Origin of the sequence: Bradyrhizobium sp. 154 (genome assembly GCF_023073875.1) — a bacterium.
In the GTDB taxonomy this organism is placed as follows: Bacteria; Pseudomonadota; Alphaproteobacteria; order Rhizobiales; family Xanthobacteraceae; genus Bradyrhizobium.
Genome location: NZ_JADPKG010000112.1, coordinates 43,337 through 69,771 on the forward strand (window position 1 = coordinate 43,337; position 26,435 = coordinate 69,771).

Annotated in this window: 27 protein-coding genes, 1 pseudogene and 1 riboswitch; of the genes and pseudogenes, 15 read left to right on the top strand and 13 right to left on the bottom strand. The window is 63.8% G+C overall.

Translation table 11 applies throughout. The features are described from left to right. Positions 1-79: 79 nt before the first annotated feature. From ribB to IVA92_RS27420, 4 genes and pseudogenes are all read left to right on the top strand, one after another. Positions 80-1,156 (top strand): 3,4-dihydroxy-2-butanone-4-phosphate synthase, encoded by a 1,077-nt coding sequence (gene ribB, locus IVA92_RS27405; protein ID WP_024340298.1) that lies wholly within the window; start codon positions 80-82, stop codon positions 1,154-1,156. A gap of 189 nt (positions 1,157-1,345) precedes the next feature. Further along, positions 1,346-2,560, top strand: a complete 1,215-nt coding sequence (locus IVA92_RS27410) for an acyl-CoA dehydrogenase (RefSeq protein WP_247279166.1) — start codon at positions 1,346-1,348, stop codon at positions 2,558-2,560. A gap of 184 nt (positions 2,561-2,744) precedes the next feature. Next, positions 2,745-3,665 carry an MBL fold metallo-hydrolase gene (locus tag IVA92_RS27415; protein ID WP_247279167.1) on the top strand — a complete coding sequence of 307 codons (921 nt, stop codon included), beginning with the start codon at positions 2,745-2,747 and terminating at the stop codon, positions 3,663-3,665. 100 nt (positions 3,666-3,765) lie between these two features. Continuing rightward, positions 3,766-4,004, top strand: a pseudogene (locus tag IVA92_RS27420) (transposase); the annotation flags it as partial. A gap of 629 nt (positions 4,005-4,633) precedes the next feature. On the opposite strand, the gene IVA92_RS27425 reads toward IVA92_RS27420, so the two are convergent. From IVA92_RS27425 to IVA92_RS27435, 3 genes are all read right to left on the bottom strand, one after another. Continuing rightward, the gene (locus IVA92_RS27425; RefSeq protein ID WP_247279168.1) at positions 4,634-5,737 is read right to left on the bottom strand and encodes a hypothetical protein; all 1,104 of its coding nucleotides are present in this window, start codon (positions 5,735-5,737) and stop codon (positions 4,634-4,636) included. 167 nt (positions 5,738-5,904) lie between these two features. Beyond that, positions 5,905-6,759, bottom strand: coding sequence for a DUF1499 domain-containing protein (locus tag IVA92_RS27430; protein WP_247279169.1), 855 nt, complete (start codon positions 6,757-6,759; stop codon positions 5,905-5,907). A gap of 203 nt (positions 6,760-6,962) precedes the next feature. Continuing rightward, on the bottom strand, positions 6,963-8,591 hold the full coding sequence (locus IVA92_RS27435; RefSeq protein WP_247279170.1) for a fatty-acid--CoA ligase: 1,629 nt from the start codon (positions 8,589-8,591) through the stop codon (positions 6,963-6,965). Between the two features lie 65 nt (positions 8,592-8,656). On the opposite strand from IVA92_RS27435, the gene IVA92_RS27440 reads away from it, so the two are divergent. After that, complete coding sequence (locus IVA92_RS27440) at positions 8,657-9,739, top strand: extensin family protein (protein WP_247279171.1); 1,083 nt, start codon at positions 8,657-8,659, stop codon at positions 9,737-9,739. Between the two features lie 35 nt (positions 9,740-9,774). Here the strand turns inward: IVA92_RS27440 and IVA92_RS27445 are convergent, their stop codons facing one another. Next, positions 9,775-10,461, bottom strand: coding sequence for a L,D-transpeptidase (locus tag IVA92_RS27445; protein WP_247279172.1), 687 nt, complete (start codon positions 10,459-10,461; stop codon positions 9,775-9,777). A 341-nt stretch (positions 10,462-10,802) separates the two neighbouring features. Between IVA92_RS27445 and IVA92_RS27450 the strand changes: the two genes are divergently transcribed. After that, positions 10,803-11,780: a magnesium transporter CorA family protein gene (locus tag IVA92_RS27450; protein WP_247279173.1), complete on the top strand. Its 978-nt coding sequence runs from the start codon at positions 10,803-10,805 to the stop codon at positions 11,778-11,780. Positions 11,781-12,071: 291 nt separating this feature from the next. Further along, positions 12,072-12,290 carry a hypothetical protein gene (locus tag IVA92_RS27455; RefSeq protein ID WP_247279174.1) on the top strand — a complete coding sequence of 73 codons (219 nt, stop codon included), beginning with the start codon at positions 12,072-12,074 and terminating at the stop codon, positions 12,288-12,290. Between the two features lie 96 nt (positions 12,291-12,386). Here the strand turns inward: IVA92_RS27455 and IVA92_RS27460 are convergent, their stop codons facing one another. Next, positions 12,387-13,139, bottom strand: coding sequence for an SDR family oxidoreductase (locus IVA92_RS27460; RefSeq protein ID WP_247279175.1), 753 nt, complete (start codon positions 13,137-13,139; stop codon positions 12,387-12,389). Positions 13,140-13,174: 35 nt separating this feature from the next. Further along, on the bottom strand, positions 13,175-13,816 hold the full coding sequence (pdxH, locus tag IVA92_RS27465; RefSeq protein WP_247279176.1) for a pyridoxamine 5'-phosphate oxidase: 642 nt from the start codon (positions 13,814-13,816) through the stop codon (positions 13,175-13,177). 113 nt (positions 13,817-13,929) lie between these two features. On the opposite strand from pdxH, the gene IVA92_RS27470 reads away from it, so the two are divergent. Together IVA92_RS27470 and IVA92_RS27475 are read left to right on the top strand one after the other, a co-directional pair. After that, complete coding sequence (locus IVA92_RS27470; protein WP_247279177.1) at positions 13,930-14,337, top strand: RT0821/Lpp0805 family surface protein; 408 nt, start codon at positions 13,930-13,932, stop codon at positions 14,335-14,337. A gap of 187 nt (positions 14,338-14,524) precedes the next feature. After that, on the top strand, positions 14,525-15,487 hold the full coding sequence (locus tag IVA92_RS27475) for a J domain-containing protein (protein WP_247279178.1): 963 nt from the start codon (positions 14,525-14,527) through the stop codon (positions 15,485-15,487). Positions 15,488-15,865: 378 nt separating this feature from the next. Here the strand turns inward: IVA92_RS27475 and IVA92_RS27480 are convergent, their stop codons facing one another. After that, entirely contained in the window at positions 15,866-16,636 is a 771-nt protein-coding gene (locus IVA92_RS27480; protein ID WP_247279179.1) for an anti-sigma factor, read from the bottom strand. A 103-nt stretch (positions 16,637-16,739) separates the two neighbouring features. Further along, entirely contained in the window at positions 16,740-17,228 is a 489-nt protein-coding gene (locus tag IVA92_RS27485; protein ID WP_247279180.1) for a sigma-70 family RNA polymerase sigma factor, read from the bottom strand. A 170-nt stretch (positions 17,229-17,398) separates the two neighbouring features. Here IVA92_RS27485 and fabI point away from each other — a divergent pair, with 170 nt between their 5' ends. The 4 genes from fabI (at position 17,399) to IVA92_RS27505 (ending at position 21,395) form a co-directional block, all read left to right on the top strand. Further along, a complete protein-coding gene (gene fabI, locus IVA92_RS27490; RefSeq protein ID WP_247279181.1) occupies positions 17,399-18,214 on the top strand; it encodes an enoyl-ACP reductase FabI in 816 nt (271 codons plus the stop codon). A gap of 12 nt (positions 18,215-18,226) precedes the next feature. After that, positions 18,227-18,826, top strand: a complete 600-nt coding sequence (locus tag IVA92_RS27495) for a histidine phosphatase family protein (RefSeq protein ID WP_247279182.1) — start codon at positions 18,227-18,229, stop codon at positions 18,824-18,826. Positions 18,827-19,003: 177 nt separating this feature from the next. After that, a complete protein-coding gene (gene aroC, locus IVA92_RS27500; protein ID WP_247279183.1) occupies positions 19,004-20,092 on the top strand; it encodes a chorismate synthase in 1,089 nt (362 codons plus the stop codon). A gap of 112 nt (positions 20,093-20,204) precedes the next feature. Next, a complete protein-coding gene (locus IVA92_RS27505) occupies positions 20,205-21,395 on the top strand; it encodes an adenylate/guanylate cyclase domain-containing protein (RefSeq protein WP_247279184.1) in 1,191 nt (396 codons plus the stop codon). A gap of 3 nt (positions 21,396-21,398) precedes the next feature. On the opposite strand, the gene clpS is transcribed toward IVA92_RS27505, so the two are convergent. The 5 genes from clpS to IVA92_RS27530 are packed head-to-tail and all read right to left on the bottom strand — an operon-like array spanning position 21,399 to position 24,141. Continuing rightward, positions 21,399-21,704 (bottom strand): ATP-dependent Clp protease adapter ClpS, encoded by a 306-nt coding sequence (clpS, locus tag IVA92_RS27510; RefSeq protein ID WP_247279185.1) that lies wholly within the window; start codon positions 21,702-21,704, stop codon positions 21,399-21,401. A gap of 43 nt (positions 21,705-21,747) precedes the next feature. Beyond that, entirely contained in the window at positions 21,748-22,089 is a 342-nt protein-coding gene (locus tag IVA92_RS27515; RefSeq protein ID WP_247279186.1) for a DUF190 domain-containing protein, read from the bottom strand. A 2-nt stretch (positions 22,090-22,091) separates the two neighbouring features. Then, positions 22,092-22,520: a fluoride efflux transporter CrcB gene (gene crcB / locus IVA92_RS27520; RefSeq protein ID WP_247279187.1), complete on the bottom strand. Its 429-nt coding sequence runs from the start codon at positions 22,518-22,520 to the stop codon at positions 22,092-22,094. Between the two features lie 6 nt (positions 22,521-22,526). Next, positions 22,527-22,916, bottom strand: coding sequence for a fluoride efflux transporter CrcB (gene crcB, locus IVA92_RS27525; RefSeq protein ID WP_247279188.1), 390 nt, complete (start codon positions 22,914-22,916; stop codon positions 22,527-22,529). Between the two features lie 19 nt (positions 22,917-22,935). After that, complete coding sequence (locus tag IVA92_RS27530; protein WP_247279189.1) at positions 22,936-24,141, bottom strand: MFS transporter; 1,206 nt, start codon at positions 24,139-24,141, stop codon at positions 22,936-22,938. Positions 24,142-24,256: 115 nt separating this feature from the next. Further along, a riboswitch (Fluoride riboswitch) is annotated at positions 24,257-24,334 on the bottom strand. Between the two features lie 327 nt (positions 24,335-24,661). On the opposite strand from IVA92_RS27530, the gene IVA92_RS27535 reads away from it, so the two are divergent. Then, positions 24,662-25,525 (top strand): DUF1194 domain-containing protein, encoded by an 864-nt coding sequence (locus IVA92_RS27535; protein WP_247279190.1) that lies wholly within the window; start codon positions 24,662-24,664, stop codon positions 25,523-25,525. 171 nt (positions 25,526-25,696) lie between these two features. Beyond that, the gene (locus tag IVA92_RS27540; protein WP_247279191.1) at positions 25,697-26,332 is read left to right on the top strand and encodes a hypothetical protein; all 636 of its coding nucleotides are present in this window, start codon (positions 25,697-25,699) and stop codon (positions 26,330-26,332) included. Positions 26,333-26,435: the final 103 nt, after the last annotated feature.

Consider the following 26,435-nt stretch of genomic DNA (forward strand, 5'->3'; position numbering starts at 1 on the left):
ATGTGGTTGCGCTGGGGAGACTAGCGCCCCGGGCCAAGTCCGGCTAAGCCTCCCGGCCATAACCGATAGAGATTGGGAAATGCCCGACAGCGTTCAAGAAGTCTTGCAGGCCTTTGCCCGAGGCGAGCTCGTCGTCGTCACCGATGATGAGGATCGCGAGGGCGAGGGCGATCTGATCGTCGCCGCCTCGCTCTGCACCGCCGAGAAGATGGCGTTCATCATCCGCCACACCTCCGGCATCGTCTGCGCGCCCGTGACCACCGAGGACGCGCGCCGTCTGCGGCTCGATCCGATGGTCGCCCACAACGATTCGGCGCACACCACCGCGTTCACGGTCTCGATCGACTACAAGCCCGATGGCGGCACCGGCATCTCGGCCGAGGAACGTGCCTCGTGCTGTCGCGCGCTGGCCAATCCCAATGTCGGCGCTAACGACTTCGCCCGGCCTGGCCACATCTTCCCGCTGATTGCCAAGGACGGCGGCGTGCTGCTGCGCTCCGGCCACACTGAAGCCGCGGTTGACCTCTGCAAGCTCTCCGGCCTGCCGCCGGTGGGTGTCATCAGCGAGCTCATGAACGACGACGGCAGCGTGATGAAGGGTGAGCAAGTCGCCCGCTTCGCCGCCGAGCACAAGCTCAAGCACGTCACCATCGCGGATATGATCGCCTACCGCCAGGCGCGCGAGAAGCTGATCGAGCGGGTCTCGACCTTCGTCACCGAGAGCCCGATCGGACCCTTGCAGGGCTATGCCTACCGCTCGCCGTTCGATTCCATCGCCCACGTCGCCTTCGTCTACAATGGCGTTGGCGACGGCAAGAACGTGCTGACGCGCTTCCACAAGCCGAACATCGTCAAGGACACTTTCACGGGGCATAAGCGCATGGCGGCAGTGCTCGAGCATTTCAAGAAATCCGGCCGTGGCGTGCTGGTTTACCTGCGCGACGGCGCAGCCGGTGTGCCCGTCGCGCCGCTGCCGGACGAGTCGTCCACGGAAGCCGACCGCAACCGCCAGTGGCGTGAGGTCGGCGTCGGCGCGCAGATCCTGCGCGATCTCGGCGTCACTTCGATCCGGCACCTCACGTCCTCGGTGCACGACTACAAAGGCCTGTCGGGCTTCGGCATCGAGATCGTCGCCAACGAGCAGCTCGAAAGCTGACACGCAGTGTCATTCCGGGATTGCGCTGAAAGCGCCAGATCCCGAATCTCGATGTCGTAGAAGCGAGGAGATTCCGGGTACGACGCTTCGCCTCGCATCGATCGAAACCAGGATGCAATTGCACTTGTTGCCGCGGCGCTTTAATTTGTCCGGCAATTTATGACGGAACCAGAAGCGAAAGGACGTTTCATGAGCGCGCGCCCTCAGGCCAAGGACAAGCCGGCTGCGGCTTCTTTCCAGTGGGACGATCCGTTCCTGCTCGACGAGCAACTCACCGAAGACGAGCGCATGGTGCGCGACACCGCGCGCGCCTATGCTCAGGACAAGCTGCTGCCACGCGTCTCCGAGGCCTATCTCGAAGAGAAGACGGACCGCGAGATCTTCAACGAAATGGGTGAACTCGGCCTGATCGGCATCACCCTGCCGGAGGAATATGGCTGCGCCAATGCGAGCTACGTCGCCTATGGCCTCGTCGCGCGCGAGATCGAGCGGGTCGATTCCGGCTATCGCTCGATGAACTCGGTGCAGTCCTCGCTGGTGATGTACCCGATCTACGCCTATGGCGACGAGAACCAGCGCAAGAAATACCTGCCGAAGCTCGCCAGCGGCGAGTGGGTCGGCTGCTTCGGCCTGACCGAGCCCGACGCCGGCTCCGACCCCGCCGGCATGAAGACCCGTGCCGAGAAGGTTTCGGACGGCTATCGCCTCACCGGCAGCAAGATGTGGATCTCGAACGCGCCGATCGCCGATGTATTCGTGGTGTGGGCCAAGTCGGCGGCGCACGACAACCAGATCCGCGGCTTCGTGCTGGAGAAGGGCATGAAGGGCCTCTCCGCGCCGAAGATCGGCGGCAAGCTGTCGCTTCGCGCCTCAATTACCGGCGAGGTCGTGATGGACGGGGTCGTGGTTCCCGAGGACGCGCTGCTGCCCAACGTCTCCGGCCTGAAGGGCCCGTTCGGCTGTCTCAACCGCGCCCGTTACGGCATCTCCTGGGGTGCGCTAGGCGCCGCCGAAGACTGCATGCACCGCGCCCGCCAGTACACGCTCGACCGCAAGCAGTTCGGCAAGCCGCTTGCCGCGACCCAGCTGGTGCAGAAGAAGCTCGCCGACATGGAGACCGAGATCGCGCTCGGCCTTCAGGGCTCGCTTCGCGTCGGCCGCCTGATGGACGAGGGCAAGTTCGCGCCCGAGATGATCTCGATCATGAAGCGCAACAATTGCGGCAAGGCGCTCGACATCGCCCGCACCGCCCGCGACATGCACGGCGGCAACGGCATCTCGATCGAGTACCACGTGATGCGCCACGTCCAGAACCTCGAGACGGTCAACACCTACGAGGGTACCCACGACGTCCACGCCCTGATCCTCGGCCGCGCGATCACGGGCATTCAGGCGTTTTTCTAGCCACGTCTTCCGTGGCTATTATCTTGCTCAGCTGTCATCGCCCGCCTTGTGCGCAGTTGCGCACTGGGGCGGGCAAACCAGTATTCCAGAGACCGCGCCTTTCGCCACAGACGCCGCGGCGTACTGGATACCCCACCTTCGCGGGGTTATGACGGCGAGGGTTCGGCAGTGCACAGGAAGTCCCATGTCCGACAATGACGACGTCCCGTTCAACCGCAACTTTCCGCTGACGCCCGGAATCGTCGAGGAGGTCCGCCCCGGGGTGCGGCGCGTGCTCTGTAACAATCCGAGCCCGTTCACCTTCACCGGCACCGTCAGCTACATCGTGGGCAAGGGCAACGTCGCCATCATCGACCCCGGCCCGGACGACGAGGCACATGCTGCGGCGCTGCTGGAGGCCGTGCGCGGCGAGACGGTGAGCCATATCTTCGTCACCCACACCCACCGCGATCACTCGCCGAACACCGCGCGGATCAAGCAGGTAACGAGCGCGCCCGTTTATGCCGAAGGCCCGCACCGTGCCTCGCGCCCGCGCTTCGAGAGCGAGAAGCACACTCCGGAATCTGGCGCCGATCGCGATTTCACGCCTGATGTCAGGATCGCCCATGGCGACGTCGTCGAAGGCGCCGGTTGGCGGCTCGAGGCGGTGGCGACGCCCGGCCACACCGCAAACCATCTCGCCTTTGCCTGGCCCGAGCGGAAATTCAACTTCGTCGGCGATCACGTCATGGGATGGTCGACATCGATCGTGGCGCCGCCCGACGGCTCGATGATCGACTATATGGACTCGCTGGACCGTCTCGCGTCCCGCGAGGAGGATCTCTACTTCTCCGGCCACGGCCCGGAGATTCCGGACGGCCCGCGCTTCGTGCGCTTCCTGATCCGTCATCGCAAGGCGCGCGAGGCCTCGATCCTGCATCGCCTCGCCAAGGGCGAGACCGACATCCCGACCATGGTGCGTGCGATCTATATCGGGATCGACCCCAGGCTGACGACCGCCGCCGGCTACTCCGTGCTGGCGCACCTGGAGGACCTGGTCGCGCGGGGCGTGGTTGCGACGGACGGCGATCCCGTGATCGGCGGCACGTACCGGATGGCGAGCTAGACTGGCCTCGTCAACCGGGACGATGCGCAGCATCGACCCCGGCATTTCGCGCCACGAGCACTACACCTGCAAGTACTTTGCCGAAGCCGATGGCCTCGACCATTCGACCGTCATCCACAGTAAGGACGAATGTGCGCAGGGAGGCCGACAAGATCATCTCGACCAACACGGTTGAGGGCTACTACAGCATCTTCAAGCGCGCATGAAGGGCGTCTATCAAGCACCTGCACCGCTATCTGGCGGAGGTTCGACTTCCGCTACTCCAACCGCTCGGCAATCGGCGTTGAGGACGGAGAACGTGCAGACCTTGCCGTCAAGGGCGCGGCTGGCAAGCGTCTGAAGTCAATCTCATTGAGCCGGATCGGACGCGCGCTGACCGTCGCCTACTGCGCAAGCGCGCTGCCAAACGAAAGCCTAGCGGGCCTTCTTAGTCTTTGTCTTCTTGGTTTTCTGCACTTTTTTGTTTTTCTTTCAATGACTTAGGAGGGCTTTTGAGCGCGCCGCGAAGTGCAACTTCGAAGCGTTGCTGAGCTTCTGCCTCGAATGTGTCGTATCGGTTCGTTTGCTCATTCGCCTTAACTCAACCGCATAACGAAAACGGGATTCTTGCATGTCCGCCAATGATTTAGTAGAACGGGCGCGACGCGATACCGGGGTGAGACCAGTACCGCGCCGCGCCTACTCTATGGTGGTTGCATTGCTCCCACCTCCTTTAAGTCCCTCAGGGTTCTCCGTGGCTCCCCCTGAGGTTAGTTGCTGAACGGGCTTCGCAACCCATCCTGCCACCCTCGCGGTGGCTGCCCCCTGCAACGGTGCACACGGCCCAAAGCAAGAGGGTGTGGAGGACAGACCGGATTTGATACCGGCATCAACTTGGCGGCCTACTTTGAAGAGGGGGCCCTACGAAAACCAAGCCGTGTTTCTTACACCACTGTCCATCTCATGCGGCGGGCTTAGGCCCGCCGTTTCTATCTTGCATGTCGCCGCTCCTTTTCTTCGGAGTCGTCGCCGTCCTTGGCGCGGGTGCGGCCATCCATATTCTTGACCGTGGGCGGCACGCCACAAGCATTCGCGACCTTTCGCCACCACCGACGAAACTCAACCGGCGTCCACGGCAGCCCGTCCCATTCCGAGCGCACAATCGCTCCAACACTCGGCAGCTTATTGCGAGCGGGTTTGCTTGCGTCGAGGCCAAACTGGATTCGAAGCTCATCAACGATCATCGGGAAATCGAGAAGATTGATCTCGGCGTCGCCCAGCCAACTCGGGCTTGAATGATGCAGCACCAAGTTCTCGTCGATTTCATTCCAGCGAATACCGCGCATCCATTTCAGCGCGCCCGACGTGATGTCGGACATGCCCGGTTCTGAGACGGGCACCCATTCCCCAATTATGTCCTTCTGCAGAAGGCGGGAGCTGGACTGAAAGGCCTGTGCAAGTGCAATCGACGGTCGGCCCATCTTTCGCGCCATAGCCCGGATGTCGTGGGCCTGCTGCTCCGTCAGGCGCTCAGTACGGGCCGGGGGCGGCTTGTATTTCAGTTTGCATAAGATGCCAAACAGGCGTTCGCAGTTGCTGTCCTTAAGCACCTCTGTGCCGAAGCCAAACAGGTTGCGAACCATGCCGATCTTAGCGTGAGCAATGGCAAGAGTGCCGCCCTTGCTCCAATCCGTGTGCCAGTCGATGAAGTGCACCTGCTGAATGCCAGCCAAACGCTCATCCCCATGATCCCTAGTGATCATGCTGAGCAGCGCGTCATAGTGCTTGCGCGACGCATGGGTGAGATTTTTGTAGGGAGAGTCGGGGTGCGACTTATACAGATCGATTAGGGCCAACATTGTTGCCGGGCCATCCGGTGTCGCGGGGGTCGAAGTGAGAACCCCCAAGGCAGGAGCCCCAATACTCGGTGAGGGAAGGTGCAGTCCTGATACCGCCAAGTTGTATTTCGCCGCGATCCGGGCGAGGTCTTCCATGTCCCGTTCCACGGCAGCGGCCTCGGCCAAGAGCCGCGCTCTCCGCTCTGCCATCGTCTCGTAGATGTTGGGGCCGGGCTCGCCGGGCTTGTCGCTCATGATTCGACCTGTTCCGTGGGTCCTTCTACCCGTGGAATGGCCCCATCGCAATGTAAATCGTGAGTTAGAGCGAACTAACTGTAGGGTCTGTGATGTCAATTATGTAAATCGCCATCTCAAGATCCCGGGTTCGTCGCTTTCCGGCGCGCCGGGATAACGCTAGCGCGTCACTTCTTCACCGTCTTCGCCGGCGTCTTTGGCGGCGCGACCGGGGCCTTCTTCACCGGCTTGAGCGCATCGGCATCGGCGGCGGTGTTGAGATCATCAATGAATTTCTTGACGCGGGCAGCGTTACTGCCAAGGTCGCTCTCGAAATAACGCGAGGCGGAGCGGATATCGACACGCGAATCATCGCCATCAGGCACGACCCGTATCGAGACGTCCTCGCGGAACCCCATGATCGGCGTGCGCGCGACTGCCTCGATGCGGCCGATACGGCGCGGCGGCTGCGGCGCGCGCTCGTCGATGACGAGCCATTTGCGCTTATTGACGAGCTGACGCGCGATCGCATAGGCGCGGTCCACCGGGATCTCCAGCTCGATCGGCTCGATATCGGGATAAAACTGGCGCTGCTGCTCGGCCGAATAGAGACCGGCATAGACCGCGGTGTTGGTGCCATCGCCGGTGCGTACGGGCGCCAGCGCGTCGAAGCGCGGCGGGTCGATTGGGTTGGTGGTGATGTCGTGGATCGCCGGCAGCTTGCGGTATTGCAGGCCGAGATAGGCCGGATAGGCGAGGATCGCGCCGTCGATCAGGAAAGCGAGCAGGATGCGCGCCATGCCGCGCGAGCCGTTCTGCCAGATCGCGGCAAAGCCGGCGAGCCCGAACAGGATCGAGAGGACGGCGATCGCGAGCCCGCCGAAGAAGGCCATCAGCGCGGGCTTCATCTCCAGGAAGTCGAAGCGGACGATGATGATCGAGACCACCACCGCCACCACCGCGAACACGGCCAGATTACGCGCCCAGCTTGCGAGGCTGGACACGGGCTCCGACTGATAGGGAGCTGAAAACCTGCGGGCCATCGGGTGAGCTCTGCCGGGGTTTTAAGGCGATGCCGGCCGGATCTGGCGCGACGATGCGCCGTTGAGACCATGGCCCGGGGGCAAATTCAAGGGAGACCGGACTGTTACGGCCCGTCATTCCGGGGCGATGCGGAGCATCGAACCCGGAATCTCCAGATTCCGGGTCGGCTCCTTGAGCCGCCCGGACCGACGCGCGTGATGTCCTACGCCGCCGCGTTCGGGAAGCGGTAATCCTTGAATTGGTCGCGCAACGCCGTCTTGAGGATCTTGCCCGTCGCGGTATGCGGGATGCCGTCGACGAAGGCGACGTCGTCGGGCATCCACCATTTGGCGATCTTGCCGTCCATGAACTTCAGGATGTCCTCGCGCGTGGCCTGCTGGCCGTGCTTGAGCTGCACGATCAGGAGCGGCCGCTCGTCCCATTTCGGGTGGAACACGCCGATCACTGCGGCTTCGGCCACGGCCGGATGGCCGACCGCGAGGTTTTCGAGCTCGATCGAGGAGATCCATTCGCCGCCGGACTTGATCACGTCCTTAGAGCGGTCGGTGATGCGCATGTAGCCGTCCTCGTCGATGGTCGAGACGTCGCCGGTGTCGAAGAAGCCGTCCTCGTCGAGGATGTTGGCGTCGACCCGGTAATAGGCCTTGGCAACGGCCGGGCCGGCGACCTTCAGGCGGCCGAAGGTCTTGCCGTCCCAGGGCAGTTCCCTGCCGGCATCGTCGGTGATCTTCATCTGCACCCCAAATGGCGCGTAGCCCTGCATTTGGAGCACGTCGAGCCGCGCCTCGCCGGTCGCGTTCTGGAAGGGCGGCTTCAGCGCCGCGACGCTGCCGATCGGGCTCATCTCGGTCATGCCCCAGGCGTGGCGGACGTTCGAGCCCATGTCGAGGAAGGCCTTGATCATCGAGCGCGGCATCGCCGAGCCGCCGCAGATCACCGTCTTCAGGTCCGGCAGCTTCAGGTTGTTGGCGCTCATGTGCTGGAGCAGCATCAGCCACACAGTGGGCACGCCCGCCGTGTGCGTCACCTTCTCGGTCGAGAGCAGCTCGTAGACGGAGGCACCGTCGAGCTTGGCGCCGGGCATCACCAGCTTGGTGCCCTGCGAGGGCGCGGAGAAGGCGATGCCCCAGCTGTTGGCGTGGAACAGCGGCACCACCGGCAGCATCGTCTCGGACGCGCTGGTGCCGAGCGCGTCGACATTGTTGGCCATCAGCGCGTGCAGCACGTTGGAGCGATGCGAATACAGCACACCCTTCGGGTCGCCCGTCGTGCCCGACGTGTAGCACATCGCGGCTGCCGTGTTCTCGTCAAAGTCCTTCCATTTGAATTTGCCGTCGGCCTGCGCAATCCAGTCCTCGTAGGCGACCACATTCTTCAGCGTGGTTTCCGGCATATGCGCGTTGTCGGTGAGCACGACGTAGCGTTCCACGCTGGGAAGTTTGTCGGCGATCTTCTCCAGGATCGGAACGAAGGTGATGTCGGTCACCACGATGCGGTCCTGCGCATGGTTGATGATCCAGGCGATCTGCTCGGGGAAAAGGCGAGGATTGACGGTATGGCAGATGGCGCCGATTCCCATGATGCCGTACCACACCTCGAGATGGCGCCAGGTGTTCCAGGCGATCGTGGCGACGCGGTCACCGAGCTTGATGCCGTCGCGCTCCAGCATCTGCGAGACCTTGAGCGCGCGCTTGTGGATTTGGGCGTAGTTGGTGCGATGGATCGGTCCTTCGACCGAGCGCGTCACCACCTCTTGCTTGCCATGAATCCTGGCAGCGTGTTCGATGATCCGGTGGCAGAGCAGGGGCCAATCTTGCATCAAACCGAGCATTCTGACGTTCCTCCGAGAAGTCGCTGGGCGCGTTATCGCTCTCAGCGTTGGGCCAAAGAATTGTCATGAGTTTTAGCCTGCCGGACTTTCGCCGCAAATGGTCTTGTCGCGGCTATATGTCCGCCGGCGCAGCAATGGTTACCGCTGCGATCGGGCTGTCGCTTGTGCTCGCCGAGAGGGCAGAGGCGCGGAAATATCCTGCGCCGCTGGATATCTTCGGCCTTGGTACGCCACGGCCGCGCGCAGCCGCTCGTCCCGCCAAGATTCCATTGCCGCGACGCCGCCCTGAGGAGGCCCCGAAGGCAGCCGACGAGGGGGCGTCGGAGCCGGAAGACAAGGCCTCTGCCGACAAGCCAAGCGCCGACAAGCCGGCCGAAGCTGCGCCGCCGCCCGAGAAGCAGGCCTCGGCCTGCCGGCTAGCGCTGACCGAGGAGATCGCGGTCGCGCCCTCCATTCCGGATATCCGCGGCCCCGGCGCCTGCGGCGGCGAGGATCTGGTGCGGTTGGAAGCCATCGTGCTGCCGGACAAGCGCAAGGTGGCGGTCAAGCCGGCGGCGATCCTCCGTTGCACCATGGCGTCGGCAGTGGCCGATTGGGTGCGCAAGGACATGGCGCCACTGGCCGCGAGCCTCGGCTCTGCCATCAGCGACCTCGACAATTTCGACAGCTTCGAGTGCCGCGGCCGTAACCGCGTCGTCGGCGCGATGCTGTCCGAGCACGGCAAGGCCAATGCGCTCGACGTCCGCGCGATCAAGCTCGCCAACGGGCAGTCGATCGGCCTCACCGACCGGACCATGTCGCGCGAGGTGCGCGAGCGCGTGCTGCAGTCCGTATGCGCGCGCTTTTCCACCGTGCTCGGCCCGGGCTCGGACTGGTACCACGAGGACCACATCCATCTCGATTTGGCGCAGCGGCGCAATGACTATCGGATCTGCCAGTGGAACGTCTGGGATCCCTTGCCGCAAGTCGCCCCGCTGCTGCCGGCGGAACGTCCCGAGGAGGCGCCGCCGCGCGAGGTCGCGGCCAAGCCCGAAGCGAACGAGGACGCGGGCGACGGGGCGGAGAAACCCGGTGCGCCCGCGGACAAACCGACGGCTGCTGGCAACAAAGCCCGGTCGCACAAGCCGGCAACAAAAAAACGCCGGTGAAACCGGCGCTTTTGAATGTCAGAGATCGAAGCCGATCAGTAGCTGCCAGCCTGGCCAGTTTGGCTGCTGCCGAGCGCCAGCCGCGAATTATACGGCGAGTCGCCATGCTTCGGCTCGAGGACCACGACGATGGTGCCGACCTTGACGCGGTTGTAGAGATCGATCGCGTCCTCATTGGTCAGGCGGATGCAGCCCGATGAAATCGAGGCGCCGATATATTCCGGCTGGTTGGTGCCGTGGATGCGGAACAGCGTGTCCTTGCCGCCCGAATAGAGATACATGGCGCGGGAGCCCATCGGATTGTCCGGACCCGGCGCGACATAGGTCGGCACGCCCAGGCGCGAAATCTCGCCCGGGGTCGGATGCCAGGCCGGCCACTCGGTCATGCTGCCGACCTTGGCGATGCCCGACCAAGCCATGGCCTCTTCACCGACGGTGATGCCGTAGCGGATCGCCTTGCCGCCCTCCAGCACGTAGTAGAGGTAGTGATTGTCGGAATCGACCACGATCGAGCCCGGCGATTCCTTACGGTGATACTCGACAATGGCGCGGCGGAACGGCTCTGCAACCGGGGTGTTCTCGTATTTGACCTTGGCGAGGAGTTCCTTGTCCTTCGGTTTGAAGGCCTTGGTGTCCGTCGCCTCGAAATGCGTGGCCTGCATGCAGCCCGACAGCATCAGGCCAACGGCCAAAATCCCAAATTTTACTTTCAGCGACGACATGGTTTGGTTCCAATCAAAACAATACCGTGCGGAAGGCCTGAGCTTGGCGCCCAAATTCCTCGACTCCGCTAATCCCATTATGGTTGAAATCTGCCACAATTCCAGCACAGAAGCCCTTATCCCGCGCTGCAAGAGCCAAGCTGTGGCTTTTCTGCCGCAAGTTTTACGGTGCTGTGTGAGTTTTGCGGCAAAGGCCGCCGGGACTGTCGATTCCGTGCCACAGTTGAGCCACGGCCCCGCCCCACATACCAACGCTCCGTTAATCCGACTGTCATCGTGAACTTGTCAGAATCGCGCTAAGGGCGTGGCTGTCATTCTGTCGCAGGTTCTCTGGAGTTGTCATGTTTTCGGTGTTTGTTCCCTCCGAGGCCTCCCTCAAGAAGGCCGTCATCGAGGATCTCACTGCGCTGCCGGAGAGCGCGGTCTGGATCGACCTCGTCAACCCGAGTGCGGCCGAGGACAAGGCGGTGGAGCGGCTGGCGGGCATCGCGATCCCGACCCGCGAAGACATGCAGGAGATCGAGATCTCCAGCCGGCTCTATATCGAGAACGGCGCGCGCTACATGACCGCGACGCTGATGTGCCACTCCGATACCGACATGCCCCGGACCACGGCAGTGACCTTCATCCTCGGCGACCACCGCTTGGTGACGGTGCGCTATGACTTGCCGAAGCCGTTCGCCCTGGTCGAGGCCAAGCTCGCCCGCTCCTGCACGCCGGCGATCACCGGCGAGATGGTGCTGATGGAACTCCTGGACGCGGTGATCGACCGCTGCGCCGACATTCTGGAGCGCTGCGGCACCGAGATCGACCAGGTCTCGCACGACATCTTCGAGCCCGAGAGCGAGCGCCACGGCCAGGCCAAGCGATATTCCCAGATCCTGATCTCGATCGGCCGCAAGGGCGATCTGACCTCGAAGGTTCGCGAGAGCCTGGTGTCGATCGGCCGCGTCGTGACCTTCTTGTCCGCAGTGGTCGAAGGCGTGAAATGGTCGAAGGACATGCGCGAGCAGCTCAAGACCATGCAGCGCGACGTGGCCTCGCTGACCGATCACGCATCCTATCTCTCCAACAAGATCACTTTCGTGCTCGACGCCATGCTCGGCGTCGTCAATCTCGAGCAGAACAACATCATCAAGCTGTTCTCGGTCATGGCCGTCGTCCTGATGCCGCCGACGCTGATCGCCTCGATCTACGGCATGAATTTCAAGATCATGCCGGAACTCGAATGGGTCCACGGCTATCCGATGGCGCTGGTGATGATGTTGATCGCGGCGATCGTCCCGTACTGGATCTTCAAGTGGAAGAAGTGGCTGTAGGAGCATGATCCGGACCCGGAGGGCCGCGTTAGCGCAAACTGTGCGGCGGTTTTCCCTCGCGACAAACGCGAACGCGTTTGCGCGGAGATCATGCTCAAGCAAAGATCCCTACTGAGACCTTACGCCAGTCGCACAGACATGGTCGATCGTGTCGCAGAATAGAGCGGGATTGAGGCGGTGCGGTGACCTGTGCTCTGTGCCCCAATTCCTCCGGTAAAATTTGAGCGGTGGGCTGAACGTTTGCGCGAAACTTGTCTGCGATAAGCAGCGTGTTAGCCGCGAGGAACAGCCATGGTTGAAAAACACATAACGACGCCCCGCAACGTCATCGATCTGGCGAACTATCGACAGGTCGTGACGAGCGGCAAGGCGCCGTCGTTGTCGGCACGCATGTGCCGGCACTGTGGTGCTCCGCTGCTCGACGGCGAGAACGACGACGACTGCTCGACAGCATTCAACGCGGCCGCTCCGCGGCCGCGCGAGAGGTCGCGTCGGATTCGACTCGATTGAGGAACGGAAGGAAGGGCGATCCAGGTCTTGCGGCGGCGTTGTCTGGATCGCCTTGCTTCCCTAAGCAGCTAACAGCCCAATCATTGGCAAAAGCAATCACACGTGCTGGCCGCCGTTGATGTGGATCTCGGCGCCGTTGACGTAGGAACTGGTCTCCGTGCACAGCACGTAGATGATCTTGGCAACCTCGTCAGGCGTGCCGAGCCGGTGCATCGGGATCTGCTGCTCGACGATCTTCTCGGTGCCGGGTGACAGAATCGAGGTGTCGATCTCACCCGGCGCGATCGCGTTGACGCGCACGCCGATGCGGCCGAAGTCGGAAGCCATCTCGCGCGTCAGAGACGCGAGCGCGGCCTTGGACGTCGCGTAGGCGGCGCCGGCGAAAGGATGGACGCGCGAGCCCGCGATCGAGGTGACGTTGACGACTGATCCCTTTGCCGCCTTCAGCTCTTCGATCAGTCCACGCGCCATCATGATCGGCGCGAAAAAGTTGACGTTGAAGACGTGCGTCCAGGTATCGAGGTCGGTGTCGACCGAGCCGAGCCGCGCGCCACCCGGGCCCTTCGGCGAGATCGCGGCGTTGTTGACCAGCGCATGCAGCGTGCCGTCCTCGAGCCGGCGCCGGATCTCGGTGATCGCGCGCGCGGTATCCTCGGGATCGCCGAGGTCGACTTGGATGTGGTCCTCGGGGCCTGCGTCCCACGGGCAGTCTTCCGGGAAAGGATGCCGTGAGCAGGTGATGACGCGCCAGCCGGCCGAGGAGAACCGGATCACGGTGGCGTGACCGATGCCGCGGCTGGCTCCGGTCAGGAGCAGCGTACGACGCGGCACATTGGATGAATGCGGCATGGACATCTTTCAGGTCGGAAAGCTGAAGACAAGGCTCAAGGATACATCCGCATCTTGGACCACGGTCGGCCGGCTGCGTCACGGCGAAATTCGATGCGGTCGTGCAGGCGGAATGGGCGGTCGTGCCAAAACTCGATCCGCATCGGCGCGATGCGCCAGCCGCTCCAGCCCGGCGGCCGCGGCACCTCGCCGATGACGTATTTGGCCGCGACTTTTGCGATGGCCTGTTCGAACGCGAAGCGGCTCTCCAGCGGCTCGGACTGCTTGCTCGCCCAGGCGCCGATCTGCGCCTGCTTGGGGCGGGTGGCGAAATAGGCATCGGCCTCGGCGTCGGTCACCGGCGTCACGTTGCCGCGGATGCGGACCTGACGGCGCAGCGACTTCCAGTGGAAAAGTAACGCTGCCTTAGGATTTGCGGCGAGTTCGCGGCCCTTCTGGCTTGCGATGTGGCTGTAGAAGACGAAACCCTCGGTATCGAAGCCCTTCATCAACACCATGCGCACATCCGGAAGCCCGTCCGCGTCCACGGTCGCGAGCGCCATCGCGTTCGGATCGTTCGGCTCGCTCTTGATCGCCTCGTTCAGCCAGGCCTCGAACAACGCAAATGGCTCGTCGGCGGTGGTGAAATCACCGGATGTTAAGGGTGTCTGGTGTTTCATCGAGGTCGTGTCGGTCATGTCTGGAGTCCGAGTTGCGTCCCGCGGCCCAAAACGCGCTGTTGTCCGCTACCGCCCTATATAGGGCATGGCGACGCGTTGGCCTATCGACGATCCGACCGTCTGGCTTCGTCATGACGCTGCTTCTGATCGGGCTTGGTGCCGGCGGCTGCAGCTTTTCGCGCAACGACAGCAGCGCCTATGCCAAGGCGGACGACAGCGACCTGACTGGATCGATCGCGCGGCCAGCGAAGGACGCCCCGCCGACCGAGACTGATCTCGCCTTCGCCCGCAACGCCGCCTCGGACGTCCTCAGCAAGGGCGACAAGGATTCGAGCCAGCACTGGGAGAACCCGGAGACCGGCGCGCGCGGCTCGGTCACCCCGATCGCGCAATCCTATGCCGCCGAAGACGGCCGCAAGTGCCGCGACTTTCTGGCGAGCTATGTCAACGGCAATACCGAAAGCTGGCTCCAGGGCGCCGGCTGCCAAAGCAGCCGTGGCCGTTGGGAGATTCATACGCTAAAGCCGTGGCGGAGCTGAGCATGATCGGGACCCGAAGGGCCGCGCTCGCGAAATGTGGGAACCGGTCTTCCGCTAAGATCATGCTCGAATCATCTAGGGTCGGCACACGCCCCTAGTTGCAAAAATGCCACTCTCTCCCCACATGACTGCCAGATGGGGCAGGGAGCCCTTTGAACAATTCGATTTCTTGAAGGAGACGTGACGGATGCGCGACCCCTATGAGGTCTTGGGGGTGCCGCGGAGCGCCAACGCTGCCGCCATCAAGAGCGCCTATCGCAAGCTTGCCAAGAAGCATCATCCCGACAGCAACAAGGGTGACCCGAAGGCTGCCGAGCGCTTCGCCGAGATCAATTCGGCCAACGAGATTCTGGGCGACGAGGACAAGCGCAAGCAGTTCGACCGCGGCGAGATCGACGCCGAGGGCAAGCCGCGCTTCCAGGGCTTTCCGGGTGGCGGCGGGCCGCGCGGCCGCGCAGGGCCCGGCGGTTTCGAGAGCTATACATTCCGGAGCGGCGGTGCGGGTGGCGCCCCGGGCGGCGGTGCGTTCGAGGATATCCTCAACAGCATGTTCGGCGGCGGGATGCGTGGCGCGCGCCCTGGGGCTGGGGCCGCCCAGTTCGACTTCGACACCGGCGGGATCGGGCTCGATCTCGACGTGAACGTTGCCATGTCCGTCTCGCTGGAAGAGGCGGTCAAGGGCGGCGAGAAGCGCGTCCGGCTGCCCACGGGCAAGGAGCTTAATGTCAAGATTCCGGCTGGCGTCACCGAAGGCCAGCAGATCCGGCTGCGGGGGCAGGGCGAAAGCGCGCAAGGCCATCCGCCCGGCGATCTCCTAATCACCATCAACATCGCGCCCCACCCCTACTTCAAGGTCGAAGGCGCCGACTTGCGCATCGATCTGCCGGTCACGCTGTACGAGGCGGTGCTCGGCGCCAAGGTCCGCGTGCCCACGCTCGGCAACGCCGTGGAGCTCTCTGTGCCGAAAAACACCTCCAGCGGCCGGACCTTCCGCCTCAAGGGCAAAGGACTGCCGAAGGCGGGTGGAACCGGGGATCTCTTGGTGACAATCAGGATTATGCTACCGGACGGGAACGACGCTGAGCTTGAAGCATTGATGGAAAAGTGGCGAGACCAACACCCCTACAATCCACGGAGCGGACTCGGCTAACGCATGATCCGGAAAACTGCGCAGCGGTTTTCTGAAAAGGTCATGCGCGAACGACAGGGCGCTATCCGAGCCCGCCTCGACGATCGGAGCATTCTCTTCCCGAAAGGATGATGCTCAACAGACGCCTGAAGCGTAGTCGCGCTTCGACGCAGATGTTTGAGACGTGTCAGCTGTCCGGCGGGGCAGCCGACAAAAAGGTGCGGCCTCGAGAGGGGGACCAGCGCGGTACCAAAAACCCCAATCGAGGCCGCCCGCGTCGATCGGCGGATCGAACGCTGCGCATTTTCGCGTGATCATCCGGTGCGATAATGAGACGCGCCGATGTCGTGATTCCAAATTTTCAATGACGGAATCGAGGCACCCGTTTGCTCGGGTTGTCTACCTGCCGTTCTTCTCGGCTTGGTCGTACACGGCCTGGGCCACCTTGGTCAGCCGGTCACGGTCGGTACCGCCGCTGACGACGTAGCCAACCCCACGTTCGGCCCAGAACAGCGCACCGTCCTTATCCGTCTTGGCATAGCGCATCTGCGTCGCGCCGTTCTCGGTCTTGGCGGCGTAGATCGTGTACCGCTCGCCCGAGGCGCCTTCATACATCAGGAACGACGCCGGACCGTTCGGGCCCGGCAAGAGCCGGCCGCCGACGAGCTTCAGCCCGCTCGCCTCCAGGTTCGGAGCGAACACAGTCCAGCCGCAGCGCCGTGTCAGCCAAGCCTGGAGGTGGTCACGCTCGTTGCCGCCGACCTCGACAGGGTGGCGGACCTCGACGACGTAGAGGCGGTGGGCGTCGAGCGCGTCGGCCGTGAAGCTCTGGAAAGTCGAGGGCGCGTTGGCGGCGCCATGCGCCACCCACCCGGCCGTGCCCCCGGCAACGAAGGCAACCAGCACAGCCGCGGCGGCGCCATAGAGCCATTGCCGGGGGCGGCGCTCCAGCCGCTCAAGCTCCAGCCGTGCCGGCACCGGCTCGTGGGCGACGGAATCGTAGCGGGCGTGCAGCATCTCGGCCATGGCGCGCCACGACTGCACACGCTCGGCCTCGTCAGGGTTGGCGGCAAGCCAGGCCTCGACATCGGCGCGACGTTCGGCCGGCAGCTCGCCGTCGACATAGGCGTGCAGCTCGTCTTCGGTCACCGGGATCTTGCGATCGTTCATATCGGTTGTCTCTGGCTCTGGGGCCCAAAATGTTCTTCGTGGCTCAAAGTCGCTCGCTCCATCGGCATGTGGGCGGACAACACGCGATGCATCAACTCTGCCATCATTTCACCCGCCTGAGCGCCGGGCGCTCGCCGCTCAGCGAGGCTTTGACGTGGGCGCGGGCGCGCGCCAGGCGCGACATCACGGTGCCGATCGGCACGCCCTGGATGTCGGCGACCTCGCGATAGCTCATGCCCTCCAGCATCACCAGCAGCAGCACCGAACGCTGCTCCTCGACGAGGGTGGCCAGCGCCTTCTCGATATCGCGCCCTTCGGCCTCGGTCCCGCTGGCGTCCGGGTTGTTTTCCGTCAGCGGCATCAATTGCGGACGCCTCGCCAGTGAGCGCCGCCGGTTCTTGTTGAGGTTGGTCAGGATCGTGTAGAGCCAGCTCCTGACGTCGCCTCCGAGGAACAAGCGCTCGGAGCGCAGCGCGCGCACCAACGTATCCTGCACCAGATCGTCGGCCGCATCCCCATCGCGCGTGAGCGCGCGGGCATAGCGGCGCAACGCCGGGATCATGGCTTCCACGCTCTGGCGAAACGCATTCATTGCGGTTTTCACGTCCCGGTGTCCGGCGCGAGCGCCTCAACGATCATAACACCCGAATGAAACGGCTATTCCGGCGCTCGAAACAGCGTAAACGCCGTGTATTAGGACTGTACCGCGAAGGAGGGCTGGTGTACCTCCAGACCTTAACCCGCTCGATGGGACGTTGAGAAATGGCGCAGAATTCAGGTCTGATGCAGGGCAAACGGGGCGTGATCCTCGGCGTTGCCAACAACCGCTCGATCGCCTGGGGCATCGCCAAGGCATGCCGCGCGGCCGGTGCCGAGCTCGCCTTCACCTATCAGGGCGATGCGCTGAAGAAGCGCGTCGAGCCGCTCGCCGCGGAGGTCGGCGGTCTCGTGCTCGGCCATTGCGACGTCACCGACGCTGCCACCATCGACGCCGCCTTCGCGGTGCTGAAGGAGAAATGGGGCAAGATCGACTTCCTGGTGCACGCGATCGCCTATGGCGAGCAGCTCGACGGCCGCTATATCGACACCACGCAGGAGAATTTTTCGAAGTCGATGCTGATCTCCTGCTACTCGTTCACCGCGGTGGCGCAGCGCGCCGAGAAGCTGATGACGGACGGCGGCTCGCTCATCACGCTCAGCTATTACGGTGCCGAGAAATGGATGCCGCATTACAACGTCATGGGCGTGGCCAAGGCCGCGCTGGAAGCCAGCGTGCGCTATCTCGCCGCCGATCTCGGCGAGAAGAACATCCGCGTCAACGCGATCTCGGCAGGTCCCATCAAGACGCTCGCCGCGTCCGGCATCGGCGATTTCCGCTATATCCTGAAGTGGAACGAGTACAACGCGCCGATGCGGCGCAACGTTTCGACCGAAGACGTCGGTGGCAGCGCGCTGTATTTCCTCTCCGACTTGTCGCGCGGCGTGACCGGCGAGGTTCACCACGTCGATTCCGGCTATCACGTGCTCGGCATGAAGCGCCCGGACGCGCCTGATATCTCGCTGGGTGGCAAGGACTAACTTTCAGCGGCAATGCCCGTGCCTACGATCTACTTTCTGCGCCACGGCGAGACCGAGTGGAACGCGCTCGGGCGGCTTCAGGGCACTCAGGACATCCCGCTGAACGCACGTGGCCGCAGCCAGGCCGCGCACGCGGCTGACGTTCTGGCCGGTCTGTTCAGGCGCGACGGCAAGGACAAGGCGGCGCTGCCCTATGTCTCGAGCCCGCTGGGACGTGCGCGCCAGACCATGGAACTGGTCCGCCGCAAGCTTGAATTGCCGCTTGCCGATTACTCGCTCGACGACCGCCTGCGGGAGATCGGCTATGGCACGTGGGAGGGGCTGACATTGGCCGAAAGCGAGGCCTCCGATCCTGATGTCTATGCAAGGCGCCTCGCCGACAAATGGACGGTCGCGCCCGCTGGCGGCGAGACCTATGCGGCCGTACAGCTGCGCGTCCTCGATTGGTACGAGTCGCTTCTGGTCGATACCGTCGCGGTCGCCCATGGCGGCACCTGCCGGGCCCTGATGGTGGCTTTGGGCATCGAGACCCCCGCCAGCGCTGCCGACCTCTATATCCAGCAGGGCGCCGTCTACGTGTTCCGCGACGGCCGGCTGGAGAAGTTCAGTTAGGCGAGATTTTCGTCATTCCGGGGCGCCCGAAGGGCGAACCCGGAATCTCGAGATTCCGGGTTCGATGCTCTGCATCGCCCCGGAATGACGGAACTAGGGTTGAATGCCGTGGCCCTCGGGGCTACGACGTTGACATACAACGTTTATATAAAAACTAAGCACAGGCGACAGCCAAGCATGTCCTTCAACACATTCGGCCACATGTTCCGTGTCACCACCTTCGGCGAGAGCCACGGGGTGGCGATCGGCTGCGTGGTCGACGGCTGTCCTCCCATGATCCCGCTCAGCGAGAGCGACATCCAGAGCGACCTCGACCGCCGCCGGCCGGGCCAGTCGCGCTTCACCACCCAGCGCCAGGAGCCGGACCAGGTGAAAATCCTGTCCGGCGTGATGGCGCATCCGGAGACCGGCGTGCAGGTGACGACGGGCACCCCGATCGGGCTCCTGATCGAGAACACCGACCAGCGCTCGAAGGACTATTCCGAGATCAAGGACAAGTTTCGACCCGGTCATGCCGACTTCACCTATGAGGCGAAGTACGGCCTGCGCGACTATCGCGGCGGCGGGCGCTCCTCGGCGCGCGAGACCGCGACGCGCGTTGCCGCCGGTGCGATCGCACGAAAAGTGCTGCCCGACGTCAGGGTACGCGGCGCGCTGGTGCAGATGGGCCCGCACAAGATCGACCGCACCAAATGGGACTGGGACGAGATCGGGAAAAATCCGTTCTTCTGTCCCGACAAGGACAAGGCCGCCTTCTTCGAGACCTATCTTGACGGCATCCGCAAGAGCGGCTCCTCGATCGGCGCGGTGATCGAGGTTGTCGCCGAAGGCGTGCCGGCGGGCCTTGGCGCGCCCATCTATGCCAAGCTCGACTCCGATTTGGCGGCCGCGATGATGACCATCAACGCCGTGAAGGGTGTCGAGATCGGCGCCGGCTTTGGCGCGGCCGAATTGACCGGCGAGGAGAACGCCGACGAGATGCGCACCGGCAACGACGGCACGCGCTTTCTCTCCAACCATGCCGGCGGCGTTCTGGGCGGCATCTCCACCGGACAGCCGGTGGTGGTGCGCTTCGCAGTGAAGCCGACCTCGTCGATCCTCCAGCCGCGTCTCACGGTCGATCGCAAGGGCGCTGATACCGAGATCTTCACGAAGGGCCGCCATGACCCCTGCGTCGGCATCCGTGCCGTTCCCGTCGGCGAGGCCATGATGGCCTGCGTGCTGGCCGATCACTTTTTGCGCGATCGCGGGCAGGTGGGACGCTAGTTTTTTACCTCTCCCCGACGGGTAGAGGTGAACGCCGCCGCCGGCGTTGGTGTCGCAGCACTAGCTCTCCGCGCAGCTTGACGGGCCCACAACTTCGTCCGCAAATGCGGACATGAACAGCTCCGAGCTCCAGCGCATTACCAACTGGCTGATCGACGGCGCTTGGTCGTCGCAAGAGCCGGCCGAGATGATCGCCGATTTCTGCGAACGTCTGGTCGCGGCCGGCCTGCCGCTGTGGCGCTTCGGTATCTTCATCCGCACGTTGCATCCGGAAATCTTCGGTCGCAACTTCATATGGCGGCAGGGCGAGGAGGTCGAAATCGGCAGCGTCGATTTCGATATTCTGGACACGCCCGAATTCGCCCGCAGCCCGCTCCGCATCGTCTTCGAGCAGGGGCTGGAGGTCAGGGGACGCGCGAGCGATCCCGACAGCAAGCGATTTCCGTTCCTCGACGACATGCGTGCCGAAGGCGCGACCGACTACATCGCGGTGCCGGTGCCGTTTCTCGATGGCTCCATCCACGCGACGAGCTGGGTCACGCAGCATCCCGGCGGCTTCAGCGACGACGACATCGCGGCGATCCGAACCATCATAGCGCCGCTGGCGCGCGTCAGCGAGATCATCAGCCTGCGCCGCACCGCCGAGATGCTGCTCGATACCTATGTCGGCAACCGCGCCGGCGCGCGCATTCTCGGGGGCCAGATCCGCCGTGGCCACACCGACATCATGCAGGCGGTGATCTGGCTCTCGGACCTGCGCGGCTTCACCGCGCTGTCGGACCGGCTGCCGGCCGAGACGGTGGTCGCGATCCTCAACCATTATTTCGACTGCCAGGTCACCGCGATCCGGGGCCATGGCGGCGAGGTGCTGAAATTCATGGGCGACGGCCTGCTCGCGGTGTTTCCGATCGATGAATATGTCGGCGATGCTGCCCATGTCTGCGCGCGCGTGCTGGAGGCCGCGCGCGAAGCGCGCGCCAGCGTGGAGTCGCTCGCGTTTCCGGTCGGCGACGCCGTCGAGCGCTTCCGTTTCGGCGTCGCGCTGCACGTCGGCAACATCCTCTACGGCAATATCGGCGGGGGCAACCGGCTGGACTTCACCTGCATTGGCCCCGCCGTCAATCTCGCGGCCCGGCTGGAGAAGATCACGGGCCGGCTGGGGCGGACTGTCGTCGCCTCGGAGGGTTTTGCCAATGTCTGCCACCACGACTGGCACGAGCTCGGAGAATTTCCAATCGCAGGATTTTCAAAGGCGCAGCGCGTGTACGGGCTGGCGGAAGAAACGCATGCGCTGGTGAGCTGAGCCTTATTCCTCCGGCTCGGTCGTGAACAGCAGCGGATAGCCCTTGGCGCGGCCGGCGTCGGTGGCGCGCGTGGCCTTGGTCTCGGCGACGTCCTTGGTGAACACGGCGACGACGCAGGCGCCCAGCTTGTGCGCGGTGATCATCACCTTGTAGGCCTGATCCTCGGTCATGCGGAATTCGGCCTTGAGCACCATCGTGACGAATTCGCGCGGCGTGTAGTCATCGTTGATCAGGATGACCTTGTGCAGCCGTGGTCGCTCGACCTTGGTCTTCGTCCTGGTTTTCGGTGTGGTAACGGTGTCGTTCATTCCGCCTCCCGGACACGGCGGGCTCGGGTTCCTGCTGGAGCGATCAGCTCGCGACCTTCGCACCATATTGCAGGACCTGCACCTTCTCCAAGGTGATCAGGCCGCTCGACATCATGCCATCGAGGATGGGCAGGAATGCGTTGATGTTGTCCTCGCTGTCGACGATCTCGATCAGCAGCGGCAGGTCTTCGGAAAGTCGCAGGATCTTCGACGTGTGCAGCCGGCTCGACCTGCCGAAGCCCATCGGACCGCGCAGCACGGTGGCGCCGGCGAGGTGCCGCTCGCGCGCCGTCATCACGATTGCTTCATAGAGCGGCTTGCCGTCGAAATGGTCGCTCTCGCCGATGAAGATCCGGAGCGAAACTGCCTGAGCGGGGACTTGCATGGTCAGCTCCTTGTCAAGCGGTTGGTGCGGCTCGCCATCATATGCCCGAGCCATGCCGACACCAGCCAGCAGACGACGGACGCCGTGACATAGGCAAGTGCCGTGTACTTCATGCCGCCGTGGAGCAGGCGGAAGGTCTCCAGGCTGAAGGTGGAGAACGTGGTGTAGCCGCCGCAGAACCCGGTCATGACGAACTGTCGGTGCTCTGGGCGCGCCAGCACGCGGCCGTCGGGGCCGGTCAGCGTCGCGTAGAAGCCGATGATCAGCGATCCCGTCGCGTTGATGAACAGCGTGGCGAAGGGAAAGCCCGGCCCGGTGTCGAGCGCGAGACCGACGAGATAGCGGGTCAGCCCGCCGACGATGCTGCCGGCGGCAACCCAGGCGTAGAGTATCGCGCTACGCCAGCGATCGGCGGAGGAGGGGACGGTCATGTGCTGCTATCCTCCAAGACTGTCCGCAAGGAGAAAGCCGCAACTAACGGCGGCGAGGCACAGCCCGACCGAGAACACGACATTGCCGAGTGCGTGCATTGGCTCGCCGCACCGCGCCAGCGTCAGGGTTTGCAGGCTGAACGAGGACACTGTGGTGTAGCAGCCGAGAAAGCCGGTCACCGCGAACAGCCAAGGGTTGGGCGTGGCGAACACCGAGCCGGGATGGGCCGCGAGCGCGCCAAAAATGCCGATCAGGAAGGCGCCGGTGACGTTGATCGTCATGGTACCCCACGGAAACGTCTCGCCCAGCCGCCGCGCGATCGCGCCGGACACGAAATAGCGCGCGCAGCCGCCGAGCACGCTCCCGATCATGATCGCAAGCGCTCCACTCAGCACGACGAAAAGCTCCCCGTCATCATTTCTGCTCCGCTGCCAGACCGTTGCCGACGGCAAGCAGTCCTATGAGCGAGATCAGCGCAAAGCCGAGCCCTGCCAGAAACGTGCCTGCCGGACCATAGGCATCCCACAACGCGCCGGCGATCACGCTCGCGGCCAGCAGTGCCAGACCCGTGAACAGGTTGAAATAGCCGAACGCGGTGCCGCGCAGGCTCGGCGGCGCGGCGTCGGCGACCAGGGCCGAGAGCAGACCTTGCGTCAATCCCATATGCAGCCCCCACAGCACGACGCCGAGCGCGAGGCCTGCAAGGCTCGGGAGCAGTGCCAGCGCGAGGTCGGCGCCGGCAAGGAAGACCAGGCCGAGCGCGAGCAGGCCGGTCCGGTTGATCCGGTCCGACAGCACGCCGGCCGGATAGGCCGAAAGCGCATAAGCGACGTTCATCAGCACCAGCACCGCCGGCACCCACATCGCATTGAGCCCGATGTTCTGTGCGCGCAGGATCAGGAAGGCCTCGCTGAAGCGCGCGAGCGTGAAGACGATGCCGACCGCGACGACGCGCCAGTAGACGGATCCGAGCTGCCGCATCGCGGCAAGATTGAGCGGGTTCTTCGCAGGCTCCCGGCTCGGATCCGCCGGCTCGTGCACGGCAAGTGCGATCAGTCCAAAGGACAGGAAGGCCGGCAGCACCGCAACCCAGAACACGATCGTAAAATTATCCGCCGTCCACCACATCAGGCCGATGGCCGCGAGCGGCCCGACGAAGGCACCGATCGTGTCGAGCGATTGTCGCAGGCCAAAGCTCGCGCCGCGCAGCCCGTTAGGAGCGATGTCGGCGATCAGGGCATCGCGCGGCGCGCCGCGAATGCCCTTGCCGACGCGATCGATGAAGCGCGCCGCCACCAGCCACCCGACGCTCGACGCGAGCGGAAACAGCGGCTTGGTGAAGGCGGCTAGCCCGTAGCCGAGCGCGGCGAGCAGCTTGCGTCGACCAAGCCAGTCCGACAGGGCGCCGGAGAAGATTTTCGTGATCGAGGCGGTCGCCTCGGCAATGCCCTCGATGAAACCGACCGTGAGCGTGGAGGCGCCGAGCACGGTGACGAGATAGACCGGCAGCAGCGCATGGATCATCTCGGAGGAGATGTCCATTAGCATCGAGACGAAGCCGAGCACCCAGATTCCCCTGGGCAGTGAGGCGCGCTCAGCATTCGGTGTCGTCGTCGTCACGTCTTCGCCTTCTCCTGCCCTGGCTTGCTGGCCTTCGTCACCAGGCAACAAAAAACCCGCCATCGGCGGGTTGGTCCATGCTCCCACCAAAGGCGGAGGCCTAAAGATTGCCCCACCTCAAGCAGGAGTCATCAGCCCACTACGATCATCGACCGCCGGGCGGTTGTCGGGGGACTCCATCCCCATCTGTGCGTCCAGCCTAGCATGGAAATTGCGCCGGACAAGTGGGCGGGAAGTGTCCCTACACACCACATCATTACACCTGTCATTCCAAGGATCGCGAACCAAGGCTCGCGAGCGAGACCCCGGAATCTCGACATTCCGGGCTCGGCTCTGCGAGGCGCCCCGGAGTGACGGTGCGTATGTGATCGCTGGTGTTCCGGCGGCGCGAGCGCGGCAACAGCGCGGCAGCTTTGCGTTGGGCCGATCCTAACTCGAATGTGAAGCGCAAGCGATCTTCGCACTTTGCGGCAAGGCGATTGCATGTCACCATCGCGTCATACGACGGGAGACTGGTGCGATGCGCTTGCTGTTCTCGATCGGGGCTGTACTGGTGGCCGGCGTGCTTGCCGGAGGGGACGTCGCGGGCATCGCGGCGCCAGGACCAAAATTCGAGCTGCCCGAGAACCAGGCGCAGCGGCCGGTTGCCGACAAGGATGCGCAGGCGGTCGACGTCGAACTGATCCTCGCCGTCGACGTGTCCTACTCCATGGACATGGACGAGCTCGCGATCCAGCGCGAAGGCTACGCGCAGGCAATCCAGTCGAAGGAATTCCTCCAGGCACTGAAGCTCGGTCCGAACGGCCGCATCGCCGTGACCTATTTCGAGTGGGCCGCTTCCAGCGACCAGAAGATCATCATCCCCTGGCGGCTGGTCGACGGCCCCGAGACCGCGGATGCGGTCGCCGCCGAGATCATGAAGACGCCGATCCGGCGCGCCTCGCGCACCTCGATCTCCGGCGCGATCACATTCGCGATGCCGCTGTTCGACGAGGATCCCTACCGGGGCTTGCGTCGCGTGATCGACATTTCCGGCGACGGCCCCAACAACAATGGCGGCCCGGTCACGGTGGCGCGCGATGCCGCGCTGGAGAAGGGCATCGTCATCAACGGTCTGCCGATCATGGTCAAGGAGCCGTCCTATTCGACCATGGATATCGACAATCTCGATTTCTACTACGAGGACTGCGTCATCGGCGGTCCCGGCTCTTTCGTCATCACGATCAAGGACCGCGACAAGTTCAAGGAAGCGATCCGCACCAAGCTGCTGATGGAGGTCGCCGGCCGCAGGCCGGAGCGCCCCGTGATGCGGGTTGCGGACAAGGAGCCGCGCGTCAATTGCATGATCGGCGAGAAGATCTGGTCGGACCGCTGGGGCCGCTAATAGCGCGATTGGGACCTTTCGCCTCATCCCACCCGACGGTTGAATTTAACCGCTCGTTAACCGGCACATGGCCCTAATCCGATTGTTTCAGTTCGTTCCCGATTGCTGTTTTGACCCTGCTGTCGGGCGCGATCGAGAGCGGGTTCGTCGAACCCGTCCACCGAGCAGACTATGGCCATCGTCACGTCGAGCAGCAGCCAGATTTCGCCCGCCAATGAGCGAGTCTTTCACCAGAGCAAGTTGCTCGGTGAATGGAAGGGCAATTGGGTCGGCAACAACCAGCCCGTCGGCTTCAAGGTCGTGAACATCCGCGGTGCCCGGGCGCAGGTCGAGTACACCCATAACGGGCAAACCGAGCGGGGCTTTGCCGAGGTCAATGGCTCGCTGATCACCTTTGGCGGGGTCACGGTGGGCACCAAGGACGGTAAGAGCATGGTGCTGTTGTTCTCGGCGGGCGGCGCTGGCAAGCAGACCGCCAATCTCGAGAAGCAGGAACCGCCGGCTTCCGACAGCCGCCTCATGGGAAGCTGGGGCGGCTATTCCAGCGATAACGGCAAGAGCGCGAGCTTCAAGGTGCTCTCGGTCAACGGCAAAGAAGCCCAGGTCAGCGTCACCACCGACGGCGTCACCCGCCAGGGCACCGGCACCGTCTACAAGAACGTCATCATGTTCGGGCAGGCGCAGATCGCAACCGACGACGGACAGAATGGCAAGGTCATCTATCAGGTCGGCACAAAATCTTTCATGGTGCCGGTGACGAAATATCCGCCGGCGGACTCCTCGTCTTCGGTCGACAAGACCGCCTGAAAGCTGCCTCTCACCATTTCGGTGGCCGCTCCACGAACGTCCTCAAGCCCCCTTGCGCCTCATCCTGTAGAGGCATCCCGCGACGTGGGTCCGCTCGTTACGT

Bases quoted from the DNA above. Each gene is read 5' to 3' on its own strand.
- ribB (WP_024340298.1), top strand. From the start codon at position 80: ATGCCCGACAGCGTTCAAGAAGTCTTGCAGGCCTTTGCCCGAGGCGAG.
- IVA92_RS27410 (WP_247279166.1), top strand. From the start codon at position 1,346: ATGAGCGCGCGCCCTCAGGCCAAGGACAAGCCGGCTGCGGCTTCTTTC.
- IVA92_RS27415 (WP_247279167.1), top strand. From the start codon at position 2,745: ATGTCCGACAATGACGACGTCCCGTTCAACCGCAACTTTCCGCTGACG.
- IVA92_RS27425 (WP_247279168.1), bottom strand. From the start codon at position 5,737: ATGAGCGACAAGCCCGGCGAGCCCGGCCCCAACATCTACGAGACGATG.
- IVA92_RS27430 (WP_247279169.1), bottom strand. From the start codon at position 6,759: ATGGCCCGCAGGTTTTCAGCTCCCTATCAGTCGGAGCCCGTGTCCAGC.
- IVA92_RS27435 (WP_247279170.1), bottom strand. From the start codon at position 8,591: ATGCTCGGTTTGATGCAAGATTGGCCCCTGCTCTGCCACCGGATCATC.
- IVA92_RS27440 (WP_247279171.1), top strand. From the start codon at position 8,657: ATGAGTTTTAGCCTGCCGGACTTTCGCCGCAAATGGTCTTGTCGCGGC.
- IVA92_RS27445 (WP_247279172.1), bottom strand. From the start codon at position 10,461: ATGTCGTCGCTGAAAGTAAAATTTGGGATTTTGGCCGTTGGCCTGATG.
- IVA92_RS27450 (WP_247279173.1), top strand. From the start codon at position 10,803: ATGTTTTCGGTGTTTGTTCCCTCCGAGGCCTCCCTCAAGAAGGCCGTC.
- IVA92_RS27455 (WP_247279174.1), top strand. From the start codon at position 12,072: ATGGTTGAAAAACACATAACGACGCCCCGCAACGTCATCGATCTGGCG.
- IVA92_RS27460 (WP_247279175.1), bottom strand. From the start codon at position 13,139: ATGCCGCATTCATCCAATGTGCCGCGTCGTACGCTGCTCCTGACCGGA.
- pdxH (WP_247279176.1), bottom strand. From the start codon at position 13,816: ATGACCGACACGACCTCGATGAAACACCAGACACCCTTAACATCCGGT.
- IVA92_RS27470 (WP_247279177.1), top strand. From the start codon at position 13,930: ATGACGCTGCTTCTGATCGGGCTTGGTGCCGGCGGCTGCAGCTTTTCG.
- IVA92_RS27475 (WP_247279178.1), top strand. From the start codon at position 14,525: ATGCGCGACCCCTATGAGGTCTTGGGGGTGCCGCGGAGCGCCAACGCT.
- IVA92_RS27480 (WP_247279179.1), bottom strand. From the start codon at position 16,636: ATGAACGATCGCAAGATCCCGGTGACCGAAGACGAGCTGCACGCCTAT.
- IVA92_RS27485 (WP_247279180.1), bottom strand. From the start codon at position 17,228: ATGAATGCGTTTCGCCAGAGCGTGGAAGCCATGATCCCGGCGTTGCGC.
- fabI (WP_247279181.1), top strand. From the start codon at position 17,399: ATGGCGCAGAATTCAGGTCTGATGCAGGGCAAACGGGGCGTGATCCTC.
- IVA92_RS27495 (WP_247279182.1), top strand. From the start codon at position 18,227: ATGCCCGTGCCTACGATCTACTTTCTGCGCCACGGCGAGACCGAGTGG.
- aroC (WP_247279183.1), top strand. From the start codon at position 19,004: ATGTCCTTCAACACATTCGGCCACATGTTCCGTGTCACCACCTTCGGC.
- IVA92_RS27505 (WP_247279184.1), top strand. From the start codon at position 20,205: ATGAACAGCTCCGAGCTCCAGCGCATTACCAACTGGCTGATCGACGGC.
- clpS (WP_247279185.1), bottom strand. From the start codon at position 21,704: ATGAACGACACCGTTACCACACCGAAAACCAGGACGAAGACCAAGGTC.
- IVA92_RS27515 (WP_247279186.1), bottom strand. From the start codon at position 22,089: ATGCAAGTCCCCGCTCAGGCAGTTTCGCTCCGGATCTTCATCGGCGAG.
- crcB (WP_247279187.1), bottom strand. From the start codon at position 22,520: ATGACCGTCCCCTCCTCCGCCGATCGCTGGCGTAGCGCGATACTCTAC.
- IVA92_RS27535 (WP_247279190.1), top strand. From the start codon at position 24,662: ATGCGCTTGCTGTTCTCGATCGGGGCTGTACTGGTGGCCGGCGTGCTT.
- IVA92_RS27540 (WP_247279191.1), top strand. From the start codon at position 25,697: ATGGCCATCGTCACGTCGAGCAGCAGCCAGATTTCGCCCGCCAATGAG.